Origin of the sequence: Metabacillus flavus (assembly GCF_018283675.1) — a bacterium.
Taxonomy (GTDB): domain Bacteria; phylum Bacillota; class Bacilli; order Bacillales; family Bacillaceae; genus Metabacillus_B; species Metabacillus_B flavus.
The window spans coordinates 1,681,618-1,698,028 of sequence record NZ_JAGVRK010000001.1; the positions used below are offsets into that span (position 1 = coordinate 1,681,618).

Here is a 16,411-nt window from a genome sequence, read left to right on the forward strand (position 1 = left end):
TCCTTTTTACAATACGATTATTTCACGGACTGCTTTGATTGGGCGGTCACGGTTAGAACCGTCTCCATAATACAAATGCATGGGGCCGTCTTCCTTAAGCGGTTTTCCATTCTCACTGAATGCAGCAATCAGTTCCCCGGCTTTTTCTAAAGATAAAACAACAATATCTTCTTCACCGATTATTTGAACCGCTGAAGCAGTCTTGTCCAGTTCGGCATTGGATAAAAAGGGAGCGAAGCGGATTCCGAATGTTCCGTTCACAAGCTCCTGCTTCTTAAAGGTGTTTTTTACAGGTTCTGAAGGAGCTTCGTTGCCTTCTTTTATCTCCCGGTCCCAATGCTTTGAAATTTGTTTAGTATATTCTTCTTGTTCATTTTGGCTTTCTTCTGTTTTTGAGAAAAAACTGGCAAGGTCTGCTTTACGGTCGTCAAAAATCCAGACGCTTGGGTCTATGGCGATCGGGAACTTTACCTTTCCTGAAATTTGGATGATATCCATCATAAAAATCACTCCTCTATTTGCCATTATAAGCGCTTGTTATGGGCTTGTCATGAGATGAATCCGCTAATGTCTCCTGATAATGGCGCTTATTGGCGAAGGCAAGCATGTTTTGTCCTTCACTTATACCTTGCTTTTTTCCTTTTTTCCCTTTAATATTAATAGGTAGATTAGAGGTAATCGCTCGGGAACGGAGGGATTCATTTGGCTTCTGAGATTGCGATTGATCATCGTGAAAAGGCGCTTGCATTATTGAAGGCTGACGCTGATAAAATCATGAAATTGATCAAGGTTCAGATGGACAATTTAACCATGCCCCAATGCCCTCTTTATGAAGAGGTTTTAGATACACAAATGTTTGGCTTATCCAGAGAAATTGACTTCGCCGTTCGCCTTGGACTAGTGTTTGAGCATGAAGGAAAAGTTTTGCTGGATTCCCTTGAACGTGAGTTATCTGTTCTGCATGAGGCATTTACGAAAAAATAAAAACCTAGAACTCAAACTGATTGCATGACAATAGTTTGGGTTTTTTTAGCTTTTAAAGGGATGCTTTCGACCTGTATGAAAGCCATGCTTTTCCTAATAGAATTACTCCATTTGTTCGTTGTGCGAAGCTGATTACCCTGATACGATGAAAGAGAAGGCAGATTTGTTCTGCAACGGCTAAATAATTCGAAAAGACAAAATTTTTAGAAGAATTAATTGAAAAAGTAGGGAAGAGAGTTTATGATTAAAAAAATCCTAAAATCATATGATTATACTCTGATTTTTTCTGTATTTCTGCTTTGTGTGTTTGGTCTTGTCATGGTATACAGTTCCAGCATGATCTCAGCCGTTACCAGATTTAATTCAGACAGTGCTTATTTTTTTAACAAACAGCTTATTTTTGTCTGCATTGGTGCGGTCGCGTTTCTTATAGCCGCAGTGATTCCATACCGGATCTTACTCACTAAAAAACTGCTGAAAAGCATTATGTTTATTTCAGTGGGACTTCTTTTGATTCTATTCGTCTATGGACATACAGCCGGCAACGCAAAGAGCTGGATAAAAATTGCCGGTTTCACCATGCAGCCTGCAGAGTTTGTAAAGCTGAGTGTGATCATCTATCTTGCGGCGGTTTATGAAAAAAAACAGGCATACATAAACAACTTTAAGAAGGCGGTTATGCCCCCGCTGTTTTTTACAACAATTATTTGCGGATTAATTGTGATTCAGCCCGATCTGGGGACGGCTATGATTATCGCCCTGATCATGATGACCATGGTATTTTCTTCCGGTATGAACTGGAAAAGCATCATTGGTTTAGCTCTTTTGGCTCTTCTTTTCCTGGCATTGATCAGTCCGTTGATTCTCTTAAATTCGGACAGGTTTATTACTGAAGAGCGTGTTTCCAGATTCGAAGGATTCACCGATCCATTCGGAACAGAAAAGGACGCAGGGTACCACCTTGCAAATTCCCTGTATGCCATTGGTTCCGGCGGAATAACCGGTCTTGGTCTTGGGAACAGTGTTCAGAAATACGGCTATCTGCCGGAGTCGCATACGGATTTTATCATGTCCATAGTGGCAGAGGAACTGGGGATATTTGGAGTTCTGTTCGTGCTGAGTCTGCTCGGGGTCCTTATATTTAAAGGGTTTTACATCGCAAGGAAATGCGAGGATGCTTTTGGAACTCTCTTGGCTATAGGGATTTCAAGTATGATTGCCATTCAGGCTGGAATTAATCTTGGCGGTATGACAGGTTTAATTCCTATTACCGGGGTAACACTGCCTTTCATCAGCTATGGAGGCTCCTCCATGCTTGTGCTGATGATTTCAGCCGGTTTATTAGTGAATGTATCTATGTTCACAAATTATAGAGAAGGATACAAATCAGACGCTGAAAAATCCGTTAGCAAGAAAAGAGAGCAAAATATTCAAAAACCGGTTCAAAACAAAATGTGATATACTATTTAAAAATATGACATACTAATATTTATGCCTTAGGAGGAGAAACATCTCATGCAAACAATCCAAAAAGTGCTTGTAGCTAACAGAGGAGAAATTGCAATTCGTGTTTTCAGGGCTTGTACAGAATTGAATATTAGAACCGTTGCCATCTATTCAAAAGAAGATGCAGGGGCTTATCATCGGTACAAAGCGGATGAAGCCTACCTGATAGGTGAAGGGAAAAAACCAATCGATGCCTACTTGGACATTGATGGGATTATCGAAATCGCAAAGGCGAATGACGTAGATGCGATTCATCCCGGTTATGGTTTTCTTTCTGAAAACATTCATTTTGCAAGAAGATGCGAGCAGGAAGGCATTATTTTTGTTGGGCCTGAATCAAAGCACTTAGATATGTTTGGAGATAAAGTTAAGGCAAGAAGCCAGGCTGAAGCAGCAGGCATACCTGTAATTCCTGGAAGCGACGGGCCGGTTGAGCATGTTGAGGATGTTGTAAAATTCGGGGAAGAGCACGGATATCCTTTTATTATTAAAGCATCCCTTGGCGGAGGCGGACGCGGCATGAGAATCGTCCGGTCCAAAGCAAGTGTGAAAGAATCATTTGAACGCGCCAAATCTGAAGCGAAGGCTGCTTTTGGCAATGATGAAGTTTATGTAGAAAAACTGATTGAAAATCCGAAGCATATAGAAGTCCAGATTATAGGAGACAAGAGCGGGAATATCGTTCATTTATATGAGCGCGACTGTTCGATCCAAAGGCGCCATCAAAAAGTTGTTGAAGTGGCACCAAGTGTTTCCTTAAGTGAAGACTTCAGACTGGCTATTTGTGAGGCAGCAGTCAAACTGATGAAAAAAGTAGAATACGTGAATGCGGGGACAGTAGAATTCCTGGTTTCCGGGGACGAATATTACTTTATCGAGGTTAATCCCCGAGTTCAGGTTGAACATACCATTACAGAGATGATTACAGGGATTGATATTGTACAGACCCAGCTCATGGTGGCAGAAGGTCTTGCTCTGAATAGCAGGGAGATTGGCATTCCATCCCAAGAACATATACATACAAATGGGTTTGCTATTCAATCCCGTGTAACGACGGAGGATCCATTAAACAACTTTATGCCGGACACTGGGAAAATTATGGTTTACCGTTCAGGCGGCGGCTTCGGCGTGCGGCTTGATGCCGGGAATGGATTCCAGGGGGCAGTCATTACGCCTTACTACGATTCCCTTTTGGTGAAGGTTTCTACATGGGCATTGACGTTTGAACAGGCTGCTTCAAAAATGGTCCGGAATTTGAAGGAATTCAGGATTCGCGGAATCAAGACCAACATCCCGTTCCTTGAAAATGTAGTTAAGCATGAACAATTTTTAAGCGGGGTGTATAATACGACATTTATTGACAGCTCTCCTGAATTGTTTATTTTCCCTAAAAGGAAAGACCGGGGAACGAAGATGCTCAGCTATATTGGAAATGTAACAGTGAATGGGTTCCCGGGCATAGGCAAGAAAAAGAAACCTGTATTTGAAACGCCTCCTGTTCCAGGAATTGCCCGTCTTGAGCAATTTCCTTCCGGCACGAAAAACATACTGGAAGAGCGCGGAGCAGACGGTCTGGTCAGCTGGATCAAGGAACAGCCTCAAGTGCTTTTAACTGATACCACATTCCGTGATGCTCATCAGTCCTTATTGGCGACCCGTCTCAGAACAATCGATATTAAGAAAATTGCAGAACCGACTGCAAAGCTTGCTCCCGAGCTGTTTTCTCTGGAAATGTGGGGAGGAGCCACTTTTGATGTGGCCTATCGTTTTCTGAAGGAAGATCCGTGGGACCGCTTGCTGACGGTTAGGAAGCAGGTTCCGAATGTCCTGCTGCAAATGCTGCTGCGTGCATCTAACGCGGTTGGATATAAAAACTATCCGGATAATGTGATAAAAGAATTCGTTGAAAAATCGTCAAACGCAGGTATCGATGTGTTCAGAATTTTTGACAGTCTGAACTGGGTTAAAGGGATGACGCTTGCAATAGATGCTGTTCGTGACAGCGGAAAGCTTGCAGAAGCAGCAATTTGCTACACAGGAGACATACTCGATCCATCCCGCCGCAAATATGATTTGACATATTACAAGAATTTAGCGAAAGAACTTCAAGAGTCCGGTGCACACATTTTGGCAATCAAGGATATGGCAGGGCTTTTAAAGCCTCAAGCTGCCTATGATTTGATTTCTGCATTGAAAGAGACGGTAGAGATTCCCATTCACCTGCATACACATGACACGAGCGGAAACGGTACGTTCATGTATGCTAAGGCAGCAGAGGCAGGCGTTGATATCGTGGACGTAGCGGTAAGTTCAATGGCGGGTCTGACTTCACAGCCAAGCGCCAGCACATTTTACTACGCTCTATCCGGGATGGAGCGGCAGCCAAAAGTAAATGTTGAAGTTTTAGAACAGCTGTCCCACTACTGGGAAGGTGTCCGCAAGTATTATCAGGACTTCGAAAGCGGAATGATTGCCCCGCACACAGAGGTGTACCAGCATGAAATGCCGGGCGGACAGTACAGCAATCTTCAGCAGCAGGCAAAAGCAGTCGGACTTGGAGACCGCTGGGGTGAAGTAAAAGAAATGTACCAGCGTGTAAATACACTTTTCGGAGACATTGTGAAAGTTACACCATCCTCAAAGGTGGTTGGTGACTTAGCCTTATTCATGGTTCAAAACAATTTATCTGAGGATGATATTTATGAGCGCGGAGAATCACTGGATTTCCCTGATTCTGTTGTGGAAATGTTTGAAGGGTATCTTGGACAGCCGCACGGCGGATTTCCGAAAGAACTGCAGCGCATTATCCTGAAGGGCAAAGAGCCGATTGAAGTGCGTCCGGGGGAGCTTCTTAAGCCGGTGGATTTTGATAAGAGCAAGGAAGAGCTGTTCCAGATACTGAACAGACCTGTAACGAGCTTTGAAGCAATTGCTCATGCCCTGTATCCTAAAGTATTCCTGGATTATGCAAAAACGTTCGAGCAATTTGGAGATGTATCGGTATTGGATACCCCGACTTTCCTTTATGGGATGAGACTTGGTGAAGAGGTCGAAGTGGTAATTGAACGAGGGAAGACTTTGATCGTCAAGCTTGTTTCAATCGGTGAGCCTCATGCAGATGGGACAAGGGTGGTTTATTTTGAATTAAATGGCCAGCCGCGTGAAGTCGTGATCAAGGATGAGAGCATTAAATCTGCGGTCGCAGCAAAAGCAAAAGCAGACCATGCTAATCCGGAGCATATCGGTGCTTCCATGCCGGGGACAGTCATTAAAGTTCTTGTTGAAAACGGCGAAACAGTAAATAAAGGCGACCATTTAATGATCACGGAAGCTATGAAAATGGAAACGACTGTACAGGCCCCTTATACAGGGGTTGTAAAGGGAATTCACGTAAGTAACGGAGAAGCGATTCAAACGGGTGATTTATTAATAGAGCTATCCAATTAACCTGAAGAGCAGCCAATTTGGCTGCTTTTTCAATGCCAGCACATCCATTCTGTACGCGATTCCTTCAGCTTCGTTAAAATCTTATGCAAAAGGGAATGGATACAGAGAGAGGAGGCTGAATGATGGGAAGTGTGCTTGTATGGTTCCGAAGAGATTTTCGCTTTCAGGATCATATCGCGCTTTCAGAAGCGCTGTCTTATTGTCAAAAAAATGAAAGCGAGCTTGTCTTTGTTTTTCAGCTGAACCGCCGTTTTTTTCAGGAATCGGAAAATGGTCTCAGGCAACAGTATTTTATGGCAACAGTCAAGGATTTTGGTGAAAGATGCCGCAAGCTTGGAACGGAGCTGCTGATTGTAGAAGGGGACACGGAGAAGGCGTTTCAGCAGGTGCTGAAAGAGCATGATGATGCTGAAGCTGTATTCTTTAATCTGGATGAAGCGGGATATGGGAAAGAAAGAGATCAGAAAATGAGAGAATGGTTTGAAGATAGAGAGATTAGAGTTCATTCATTTCAGGATGCATACATACATGGCCCAAACGAAGTATTGAAAAAGGATGGCTCCATTTACAAAGTGTTTTCGCCTTATTACAAAGCTTGGAAACAAATAGATAAGCCTGTGATAAAAAAACTCTCGTTCGATGAACTTGGTAAATACGTCCGTAAAACCAAACAGATTTCAAAGAGTGCAGCATCAGAAATAGAAAAGCTTTCGGGCGGTTCAAAAAGCATGGATTGGGAGATTGGAGAAAAAGCTGCCCGGTCACAGCTGAAAACCTTTATAGAGCAAGGGCTTGAGAATTACCCAGATGGACGGAATATTCCATCGGAAAAGGGGACAAGCCTTATGTCCAGGTATTTAAAAACAGGAACGATTTCACCCAGGACGGTTTATACGGCAGTCGCCCAGACAGATGGGGATGAGAGCAGTAAAGAAGCGTATATTAGGGAACTGGCATTCAGGGACTTTTACCAGATGATCTACGCCAGCCATCCCAAAACGAAGGATCAGGAGTTTCTGGAAGCCTACAGATCTCTCCAATGGAATCAGGATGAACGGATGCTTCAAGCTTGGAAAGAGGGCAAAACAGGGTACCCGATTGTAGATGCAGGGATGAGGCAGCTGAATCATGAAGGGTGGATGCATAATCGGCTTCGGATGATTACTGCATCCTTCTTGACGAAGGATTTAATGATTGACTGGCGTCTTGGAGAAGAATACTTTGCTTCCAAGCTCGTGGACTATGATCCCGGATCGAATATTGGCGGCTGGCAATGGGCAGCTTCTGTAGGAACGGATGCTGTTCCGTATTTCAGAGTCTTCAACCCTGTTACCCAGTCGAAGCGATTTGATAAGGACGGAAATTACATACGCAAATATGTGAGCGAGCTGAAGGATGTTTCTCCCTTGTATATACATGAACCATGGAAAATGCCTCAAGAAGAACAGAGAGAAATTTCCTGTATGATAGGGAAGGACTATCCTGCGCCGGCCGTCGATCATCAGGAGCAGAGGAAAAAAGCAATTGATCTTTTTAAAAATGATAAATAAAAGGGATGCCTTTCCGGGGCATCCCTTTTGGTTTATTGATTTCTCATATTTGCATTGCTTCTTGATACAAGCAGGAGGAAGTAGCTTAATACCCCAAACAGACATGAGATGAATATAGCATGTGCCAAAGAAATGGCAAGATTTAGCTGGGTCAGGACAATGAGAGCACCTGAAAGGGCCTGAAGGGATACGAGAATGAAGCAAATAATCCATCCCCAGTAAACAACCTTCTGATGCTTATAATGCTTGATAGCCTGCCAGGCTGCATAGGCAATCCAAACAAATATAAGGCCTGCAGCAAACCTATGGCCCATCTGCACCCATTCCTGGAATCGCATGGGCATTGCGGATCCATCATTGCATAGAGGCCAGCTGGAACAGGAAAGGCTTGCACCCCTGTGGCGGACATAGGCGCCTGTATAGACGACAATGTAACTGTAGATAAGCACGCCAATCATATGGAATTTCATTTTCCTGTCAATTACAAGAGTGTTGGTGTCAAACTTTCTGTCAACCTCAAAAATGAGGAGAGCGAGCAACAGCACGGATGCAAAAGAAATAAGCGATACACCGAAATGGATGGCTTTCATTGCACTGGATTGCCCCCATACGACCGCTCCTGCACCAAGCAGGGCCTGAAGCAAAAGAAAAACGACCGACAGGACAGCTAAAAACTTTGTCTCCCTTATATGTCCAATGAGCCTCCAGGAAGCAATGGCAAGAGCTATAACAAGGAGCCCTGCCGCTGCACTTGCCGCCCTGTGGCTTAATTCGATTATCAGCTCAGGAGTGATGTCACCGGGAAGAAGTACGAATTTCCCATGGCATAGAGGCCAGGATCGCCCGCAGCCCATTCCTGAACCGGTTTTTGTAACTAACGCACCGCCAAGCAGCACAACTAGCATAACTAGTGTCGTGATGACAGCCAGCCATTTTAACGCGATAACACGTTTCAAACGATTCACCTTCTTATTCTTCTAGTCAATTCATTTATTCATCTTAATAGTATTTTGCCATAACACGCTTTTGATTGTAAGAAAAAGAGAAGGAAAATACAACTAGAGCGGAACATTGTTCACAAAACGCTTAAAAACAGCGGTCATTTTTACTATTACTTGAAAAAAGGTTGATAAATGGAAAAGAGTTTGCTAGAAATAATAAAGAAGGTTTTTTTTCAAAAGAAATGCCTATCTTTATTCCTCCGCATTTTATGTTAAAATAAGATGGCTTGTATCCTGTTCCAATTCACACAAATTTTCACGGTAATGACACAAAATGTTCACAAATTAGCCATAAATATTTGTCGAATTCTTGTTTAAATCATTTAGAGCATTTTGTTCGAGTTACACTTCCTGTATCATTATAAGTAGATTCAGGCTTGTATTTTGTGTGAAGAAACAGGTTTGAGGTGCTTTACATAAAGGCACCATAAGCAAAGGAGGATGTATTATGCCGAATTCGAGGACAGCTGCCGAAACAGCGATGAGCGAACACGGTCCTCATGAGATCACTAAGGCTTCCGCCTGGAAGGACTTCCTGGCTCTCATAAAAATAGGAATTGTTAATTCCAATATGATCACAGCCTTTGCCGGGCTATGGCTGGCTTTTTATTTCAGCGGACAAAGCTTTTTGGCTTCGCTTGATACAGTGGTGTTTGCGCTCGTGGGATCTGCGCTGGTTATGGCTGGTTCATGCGCAGTAAACAATTACTATGACAGGGATATTGATCCGATCATGGAAAGGACCAAAAACCGTCCTACTGTTACAGGGAAGTATGAACCAAACCAAGCGCTTTGGATTGGGATTTTTCTAATTGCACTTGGCATGGCCGCCCTGCTCATGACAACCATGATGGCAGCATTGATTGGAGCAATTGGAGTATTTTCGTATGTATTTCTCTATACAATGTGGTCGAAGAGACGCTACACGATCAACACTGTAATTGGAAGCATACCGGGTGCGGTTCCGCCGCTGATCGGATGGACAGCAGTAGACCCGCATATCACTGTTCAGGCAATGGTCCTGTTCATGATTATGTTTATCTGGCAGCCGCCGCATTTTCTCGCTCTTGCTATGAAAAGAGTGGAGGAATACCGTGCAGCTAAAATACCGATGCTTCCGGTTGTACGCGGATTTGCTATGACAAAGAGACAGATGATGGTCTGGGTAGCCTGCCTGCTTCCGCTGCCATTCTACCTTTATGATCTGGGCATTGGATTTCTGATCTTGGCTACCGTGCTTAATGTAGGCTGGATTGCACTGGCACTTTCAGGCTTTAAAATAAAGGATGACCTCGTTTGGGCTAAATGGATGTTTATTTACTCACTCAACTATTTAACGATCCTCTTCGTATCTATGATCCTCTTCACGATCGTTTAATAAATGAATAGGCGTGGCGGTATGTATCCGCCACGCATTATTCATACCTATCCCTGTAAAAAATTCTTTTATTTAAAAGGATTTTCCATAATTAAATTTTTTGCAATATTCAAAAGGTTTAAAACGTCACACAACCAAATTACTTGAAGAGGGGTTTGATTTGGCTATGAAAAAATGGCGGACAACATGGCGTCTGATGGCTTTGTTCATCACAGCGGCGCTTGTGATGACCGGATGCGGAGAACCGTTCCTTTCCACACTGCAGCCAGCTGGAGAGGTAGCAGAGAACCAATTTTGGATTATGAGTTTAAGCACCATTATTATGGTAGTGGTCGTAGCTGTCGTCACTGTCATATTCTTTTATGTTATTGTGCGCTTCAGGCACCGAAGCGGGGATGAAAAGAAAATTCCTGAACAGGTAGAAGGAAATCAGCGATTAGAAATTATCTGGACTGTTATTCCGATCTTGCTTCTGCTTGTATTAGCCGTCCCAGTTGTTGCAGCAACCTTTGATTTGGCAAATGTAAAACCAATGGAGGAGAAAAACCGCAAGCCGGAGGATGCATTAGTCGTCAATGTACGCGCTAATCTCTACTGGTGGGAATTCGAATACCCTGACTACAAAATCATTACGAGTCAGGATTTAGTAGTACCTACAGATGAAAAGGTTTACTTTAGTGTAAAGGCTTCAGATGTAAAACATTCTTTTTGGATTCCTTCTGCAGGTGGAAAAATTGATACGAATACGGAAAATGTAAATAAATTCTGGCTGACATTTGATTCTGATAAAGTCAATAAGGCTGGAGAGTATCTTTATGGAAAGTGTGCCGAGCTTTGCGGACCGTCCCACGCATTGATGGACTTTAAAGTGAAAGCGGTACCGCGCGAAGAATTTAATCAATGGACTAATAAAATGAAATCTGCAAAGCCTCAGGCAGCAACTGCTCTGGCTAAACAAGGGGAACAGCTTTTTGAGGAAAAGAGCTGCATCGGATGCCATGCTGTAGCACCTGCTGATGAGCGGCCTGAAGAAGTACGTACAGCACCTAATCTGGGCAACTTCGGTGAACGTACTAAAGTGGCTGGTATTTTGCCTAATACTGATGAAAATATTAAAAATTGGCTTGAAAATCCTGAAAAATACAAGCCCGGCAACAAGATGACAGGGAAGTACCCAAAATTATCCGGAGAAGAAATTGAAGCGCTTACAGCGTATATGAAAGGCTTGAAAGTTGAATAAGCTGCAATAAAGGGGAGGGTTTGACTTGAGTACAATCGCTCAGAAGAAGGGTTTCGGTGCAACGGTTTGGGATTATTTAACGACTGTTGACCATAAAAAAATTGCAATTTTGTATCTCGCAGCAGGCGGATTTTTCTTTTTAGTAGGGGGACTTGAGGCGCTGCTGATCCGTATTCAGCTTGCTGTTCCCGGCAATGATTTTCTTCAGGCCGGTTTATACAATGAAATTATTACGATGCATGGTACGACAATGATTTTCCTTGCTTCCATGCCCTTGCTTTTTGCATTCATGAATGCAGTCGTGCCGCTGCAGATTGGAGCGCGCGACGTTGCATTCCCGTTTTTAAATGCACTGGGCTTCTGGCTTTTCTTATTTGGCGGACTTTTTTTGAATCTAAGCTGGTTTTTAGGGGGAGCTCCTGATGCGGGCTGGACATCCTACGCCTCTTTATCTCTTTATTCTCCAGGACACGGCATTGATTTTTACGTGCTTGGGCTGCAAATATCAGGGATAGGGACTTTAACTGCCGGAATCAACTTCCTTGTAACGATTATAAACATGAGAGCGCCAGGCATGACATTTATGAGAATGCCGCTTTTCACCTGGACAACATTTGTTGCATCTGCACTTATATTATTTGCCTTTCCTGCCCTTACTGTCGGATTAGCACTGATGATGTTTGACCGGCTGTTTGACACAAGCTTCTTTGCCGCAGAAAAAGGAGGAAATACAGTCATCTGGGAGCATTTGTTCTGGATATTCGGGCACCCGGAAGTATACATATTAATTCTTCCTGCGTTCGGCATGTTTTCTGATATCATTCCGGTTTTCTCAAGAAAAAGATTGTTTGGATACTCCTCCATGGTTTTTGCTACCGTACTCATCGGATTTTTAGGGTTTATGGTATGGGCGCATCATATGTTTACAACAGGTTTAGGGCCAATCGCAAATGCGATTTTTGCCGTAGCTACGATGGCAATTGCCGTCCCGACTGGAATCAAAATATTTAACTGGCTCTTTACCATGTGGGGCGGGATCATCCGCTATACAACCGCCATGCTTTGGTCTGTTGCATTCATTCCTTCTTTTGTCCTTGGAGGAGTAACAGGGGTTATGCTTGCGAGTGCAGCGGCTGATTATCAGTACCATGACAGTTACTTTGTAGTTGCCCATTTTCATTACGTTATTGTAGGCGGAGTGGTATTCGCTTTGTTTGCCGGAGTCCATTACTGGTGGCCGCTTATGTTTAATAAAATCCTTAATGAAACGCTCGGAAAAATTACATTTGTTCTTTTCTTTATCGGTTTTCACCTTACGTTTTTTATTCAGCATTTTCTTGGTTTATATGGAATGCCAAGAAGGGTATTTACCTTCCTGCCAAATCAGGGGTGGGAGACAGGTAACCTCGTCAGTTCAATAGGTGCTATTTTCATGGCAGCAGCCATTATCGTTATGCTTATTAACATTGTCATGACAGCTGTTAATGGGAAAGCTTCTGGAAAGGATCCATGGGTGGATGGCCGTACACTTGAGTGGGCTGTTGAAGCGCCGACTCCTGAGTACAACTTTAAGCAAACACCGCTTGTGCGCGGTCTTGACGCTTTATGGGTTGAAAAAATGGCAGGTAAAAAAGGGATGACGCCCGCAGAACCCGTGTCTGATATCCATATGCCAAATTCATCGATCATTCCCTTTATTATGGCATTCGGGCTATTCGTAGCAGCATTCGGACTTATGTACCGTGCGGATGAGCCATGGGCTATTCTTGTCCTGTTTGTTGGTTTCGCCATAACGCTTGCATCGATGTTCCTTCGATCTGTGCTGGATGATCACGGATTCCATATTCATAAAGAAGATCTTGAAGATGATGATAAAGAGGTGAAGGCATGATGCACGCTGAAGAAAAGCTAACAGCTGAAACATTCCCGGAATCTCCTGAAAAAGCCACCCTGGAAGGGAAAAATAAATTTGTGGGCTTTTGGCTGTTTCTAGGGGGAGAAACTGTCCTGTTTGCTTCTTTGTTCGCCACATTCCTGGCACTGAGACAATCGCCAAAAGGCGGACCTCCGGAAGAACTGTTTGAGCTTCCGATTGTATTTATCGCAACCATGCTTTTATTGACAAGCAGTTTGACAAGTGTTTATGCCATGTACCACATGAAAAATTTCAACTTTAAACAAATGCAGATTTGGCTGGGGATTACAGTGCTTCTTGGTGCTGGTTTCCTTGGGCTTGAAATTTATGAATTTAATCACTATGTTCACGAGAAGGACTTTACCATTACAACGAACGCATTTGGTTCGGCCTTTTATACCCTTGTAGGAACTCACGGAGCCCACGTAACCTTTGGACTTTTGTGGATTACAACTCTAATTATACGAAATAGCAAGAGGGGACTAAGCCTGTATAATGCCCCTAAATTCTATGTAGCCAGTCTTTACTGGCATTTCATTGATGTTGTCTGGGTATTCATTTTCACGGTTGTATACTTAATGGGGATGGTGGGGTAAATGGCTCAACATCAAAATTCAGGTAACCCAAAGGTTGATCTTGCTTATCGAAAAAGAAAAAACGCTGAAGACATGAAGTATCAGCTTGTATCGTTTGGAATGATGCTTTTCCTGACTATCCTGGCCTTCATGGCAGTGGGCTATAAAGGAATTGAACACTGGTTTACCGTCCCGTTCATTATCCTGCTCGCATTAGTTCAGGTCGCATTTCAGCTCTACTATTTTATGCACATGAATCACAAAGGCCACGAAGCAGCAGCCCTTTTCCTATACTCAGGCGTCTTCGTAGCAGCCCTCACAGTACTGACCTTTATGACCATTGTTTGGTGGTAACTCGAAAAGCGAAGGGCGCTTGCACAGCCGTGACAGACGGTGGAGCTGGAACTGACAAAGTCGTTCTTTGACTTTGACAGGGCCAGCGAAGCGTCCGAACGGCTAGCGCCTGGAGCTGGACAGAGTAGAAAAGCGGAGGCGGCTTCTAGTAAGGAGGTTCTGCTAAAGGCGCGGCGTCCTGCCGCAACGCAGAACTGACCTGCATCGTGCAGGCCTCCGAGACAGACGGTGGAGCTCTCGACCGAGAGGCGTTCTTTGCCTCGACCGAGAGAGCGAAGCGGCCGAACGGCTAGCCGCCGGAGCTAGACAAGTAGAAAAGCGAAGGGCGCTTGCCCAGCGCTGAGAGACGGTGGAGCTCTCGACCGAAAGGCGTTTTTTGCCTTGACCGAGAGAGCGAAGCGGCCGAAGCGCTAGCGCCCGGAGCTGGACAAAGTAGAAAAGCGAAAGGCGCTTCTAGTAAGGAGGTTCTGCTAAAGGCGCGGCGTCCTGCCGCAACGCAGAACTGACCTGCATCGTGCAGGCCTCCGAGACAGACGGTGGAGCTGGAACTGACAAAGTCGTTCTTTGACTTTGACAGGGCCAGCGAAGCGTCCGAACGGCTAGCCGCCGGAGCTAGACAAGTAGAAAAGCGGAGGGCGCTTGCCCAGCCTCGACAAGCATAAGACAATCAGCCGGAGGAAGGTGCTTTTTCCTTCCGCAGGATGAGTGGCTTATGACCTCGAGAGGCTAGCGCCTGGAGCTGGACAAAGTAGAAAAGCGAAGGGCGCTTCTAGTAAGGAGGTTCTGCTAAAGGGGCGGGGTCCTGCCGCTCCCCTGAGCTGAACCCCCTCCTGGGGCCCTGCGGCCTGAGGAATCATGCGGCTCTTAATTGCTTGAACCATTATTTATACATCTGCAGCTCATCAAGTTTGTTAAGTGATTGAAGGAAGGTGCCGCGCTCTGTCGCTCCGCCGGACAAACTTGCCTTCTGCGGGGCGCCGAGAGGAGGAGACATCTTTGGAAAATTTGGCATTGTTCGGATTTGAAGCATTATGGAGCCCTTATTATTTCACTGTTTTAGTAATACTTGCAGCTGTTTATTATTCAGCAGGCAAGCATCGTAAAAAGTGGTTTAAGAACTCTGAGGAAGTATCAGCGAAGCAGAAAGCTTCATTTTATGGAGGTCTTGCTCTTCTTTACATTTTGAAAGGCAGTCCGTTCGATTTGCTGGGCCATATCCTTTTCAGTGTGCATATGACTCAGATGGCCTTGGTGTATTTGGTTGTTTCTCCATTACTTATCATTGGCATACCGGGCTGGATGTGGAATTTGATTTTATTGCGTTCACCCGTTAGGCGAATTTTTATGTTTTTGACACAGCCAATTCTGGCATTGATTTTGTTTAATGGGATTTTTTCCTTCTATCATACTCCGCTTATATTCGATATCGTCAAAACCAATCCTGCCTATCACGCGGCCGCTACGAGTCTCATCTTTTTTACATCCATATGTATGTGGTGGCCTTTATTTAGAAAACGGGGAGATTCTGGTGAGATGTCCAGCCTTATGAAAATGGGATATATTTTTGCGAACGGGGTTCTCCTGACACCAGCATGTGCACTGATCATTTTTGCAAAGGATCCTCTTTATGCAGCTTATTCCGATCCTGCTTCCTGGATGAGTGCAATGGCGCTCTGTGTACCAGGAGCAACCTTATCGGGATTAAGCCTGTCAGGTCCGGAAGTTTTTACTTCCATACCATTAACAGAAGATCAGCAGCTCGGCGGCATATTAATGAAAATCATCCAGGAGGCTGTTTATGGCACGATTCTTGGCTGTGTTTTCTTTAAATGGGTAAGAATTGAGAGAGAAAAGGATAAGCGGGAGCTGCAGGCAATTCTCTCAGAAAAAGGGCATCGTATTTGATAGTGACATCATTCAAGTAAAAGGAGTCTTTGCTTATGTACTTGCCTCTTCTTCCAACTATCAGCACGGCTTTTATTGTGATTAGTGCCGTATTTGTTGCCATTGGCTGGTATTTGATTGCTAAACGCCGTGTAGAAGCTCATCGTAAAGCTATGACCTGGGCCGGTGTTTTTGCACTTGTATTTTTTATCGTTTACGTTTCCAGAACTGTTTTTGACGGAAATACGGCTTTTGGAGGACCGCCGGGTGTTAAAGTTTTTTATTTAGCCTTTTTAATCTTTCATATTTTTCTTGCAGCATCAGGAGGAGTTTTTGGTATTGTCTCAATCTGGTCGGGCTACAGACAAAAAATAATCCGCCATCGCAGACTTGGACCAATCACAAGCATTATCTGGTTCTCGACAGCAGTAACGGGTGTCACCGTTTACATGCTTTTGTACATTATCTATGGCGGAGGAGAAACAGTGCCCGTCATAAAAGCGATTACGGGCTTTTAACATAATTCAGGGGGGGTGCAGAATATAATTCTGTAACCCTTTTTTTATTGGTTAAAAGA

The 16,411-nt window shown here is 44.1% G+C and carries 13 protein-coding genes; 11 read left to right on the top strand and 2 right to left on the bottom strand.

Annotated features, from left to right (window positions below):
* Window positions 1–6: 6 nt before the first annotated feature.
* Entirely contained in the window at window positions 7–501 is a 495-nt protein-coding gene (locus tag J9317_RS08670; RefSeq protein WP_211557914.1) for a peptidyl-prolyl cis-trans isomerase, read from the bottom strand.
* Window positions 502–702: 201 nt separating this feature from the next.
* On the opposite strand from J9317_RS08670, the gene J9317_RS08675 reads away from it, so the two are divergent.
* The 4 genes from J9317_RS08675 to J9317_RS08690 all read left to right on the top strand — a co-directional run bounded on the left by J9317_RS08675 (window position 703) and on the right by J9317_RS08690 (window position 7,487).
* Window positions 703–984, top strand: coding sequence for an Fpa/YlaN family protein (locus J9317_RS08675; protein ID WP_035413036.1), 282 nt, complete (start codon window positions 703–705; stop codon window positions 982–984).
* Window positions 985–1,224: 240 nt separating this feature from the next.
* Window positions 1,225–2,442, top strand: a complete 1,218-nt coding sequence (gene ftsW, locus J9317_RS08680) for a putative lipid II flippase FtsW (RefSeq protein ID WP_211557915.1) — start codon at window positions 1,225–1,227, stop codon at window positions 2,440–2,442.
* 57 nt (window positions 2,443–2,499) lie between these two features.
* Window positions 2,500–5,937, top strand: a complete 3,438-nt coding sequence (gene pyc / locus J9317_RS08685) for a pyruvate carboxylase (RefSeq protein WP_211557916.1) — start codon at window positions 2,500–2,502, stop codon at window positions 5,935–5,937.
* Between the two features lie 122 nt (window positions 5,938–6,059).
* A complete protein-coding gene (locus tag J9317_RS08690) occupies window positions 6,060–7,487 on the top strand; it encodes a cryptochrome/photolyase family protein (protein WP_211557917.1) in 1,428 nt (475 codons plus the stop codon).
* Between the two features lie 32 nt (window positions 7,488–7,519).
* Here J9317_RS08690 and J9317_RS08695 read toward each other — a convergent pair whose 3' ends face one another.
* Complete coding sequence (locus tag J9317_RS08695) at window positions 7,520–8,452, bottom strand: COX15/CtaA family protein (RefSeq protein WP_431190675.1); 933 nt, start codon at window positions 8,450–8,452, stop codon at window positions 7,520–7,522.
* A 484-nt stretch (window positions 8,453–8,936) separates the two neighbouring features.
* On the opposite strand from J9317_RS08695, the gene cyoE reads away from it, so the two are divergent.
* The 7 genes from cyoE to J9317_RS08730 all read left to right on the top strand — a co-directional run bounded on the left by cyoE (window position 8,937) and on the right by J9317_RS08730 (window position 16,352).
* Window positions 8,937–9,866 carry a heme o synthase gene (gene cyoE / locus J9317_RS08700; RefSeq protein ID WP_211557920.1) on the top strand — a complete coding sequence of 310 codons (930 nt, stop codon included), beginning with the start codon at window positions 8,937–8,939 and terminating at the stop codon, window positions 9,864–9,866.
* Between the two features lie 166 nt (window positions 9,867–10,032).
* On the top strand, window positions 10,033–11,106 hold the full coding sequence (coxB, locus tag J9317_RS08705; protein WP_211562238.1) for a cytochrome c oxidase subunit II: 1,074 nt from the start codon (window positions 10,033–10,035) through the stop codon (window positions 11,104–11,106).
* Between the two features lie 25 nt (window positions 11,107–11,131).
* Window positions 11,132–12,997, top strand: coding sequence for a cytochrome c oxidase subunit I (gene ctaD, locus J9317_RS08710; RefSeq protein WP_211557921.1), 1,866 nt, complete (start codon window positions 11,132–11,134; stop codon window positions 12,995–12,997).
* Entirely contained in the window at window positions 12,997–13,617 is a 621-nt protein-coding gene (ctaE, locus tag J9317_RS08715) for a cytochrome c oxidase subunit III (RefSeq protein ID WP_211562240.1), read from the top strand. The genes ctaD and ctaE overlap by 1 nt, the downstream gene beginning before the upstream one ends.
* Window positions 13,618–13,950, top strand: coding sequence for a cytochrome c oxidase subunit IVB (ctaF, locus tag J9317_RS08720; RefSeq protein ID WP_211557922.1), 333 nt, complete (start codon window positions 13,618–13,620; stop codon window positions 13,948–13,950).
* Between the two features lie 996 nt (window positions 13,951–14,946).
* Window positions 14,947–15,855, top strand: coding sequence for a cytochrome c oxidase assembly factor CtaG (gene ctaG / locus J9317_RS08725; protein ID WP_211557923.1), 909 nt, complete (start codon window positions 14,947–14,949; stop codon window positions 15,853–15,855).
* Window positions 15,856–15,890: 35 nt separating this feature from the next.
* Window positions 15,891–16,352: a DUF420 domain-containing protein gene (locus tag J9317_RS08730; RefSeq protein ID WP_211557924.1), complete on the top strand. Its 462-nt coding sequence runs from the start codon at window positions 15,891–15,893 to the stop codon at window positions 16,350–16,352.
* The last annotated feature ends 59 nt before the right edge of the window (window positions 16,353–16,411 follow it).

What these genes read in the sequence shown, in the direction of transcription:
- J9317_RS08670 (WP_211557914.1), bottom strand. Translation starts at nt 501, where the DNA reads ATGATGGATATCATCCAAATTTCAGGAAAGGTAAAGTTCCCGATCGCC.
- ftsW (WP_211557915.1), top strand. Translation starts at nt 1,225, where the DNA reads ATGATTAAAAAAATCCTAAAATCATATGATTATACTCTGATTTTTTCT.
- pyc (WP_211557916.1), top strand. Translation starts at nt 2,500, where the DNA reads ATGCAAACAATCCAAAAAGTGCTTGTAGCTAACAGAGGAGAAATTGCA.
- J9317_RS08690 (WP_211557917.1), top strand. Translation starts at nt 6,060, where the DNA reads ATGGGAAGTGTGCTTGTATGGTTCCGAAGAGATTTTCGCTTTCAGGAT.
- cyoE (WP_211557920.1), top strand. Translation starts at nt 8,937, where the DNA reads ATGCCGAATTCGAGGACAGCTGCCGAAACAGCGATGAGCGAACACGGT.
- coxB (WP_211562238.1), top strand. Translation starts at nt 10,033, where the DNA reads ATGAAAAAATGGCGGACAACATGGCGTCTGATGGCTTTGTTCATCACA.
- ctaE (WP_211562240.1), top strand. Translation starts at nt 12,997, where the DNA reads ATGCACGCTGAAGAAAAGCTAACAGCTGAAACATTCCCGGAATCTCCT.
- ctaF (WP_211557922.1), top strand. Translation starts at nt 13,618, where the DNA reads ATGGCTCAACATCAAAATTCAGGTAACCCAAAGGTTGATCTTGCTTAT.
- J9317_RS08730 (WP_211557924.1), top strand. Translation starts at nt 15,891, where the DNA reads ATGTACTTGCCTCTTCTTCCAACTATCAGCACGGCTTTTATTGTGATT.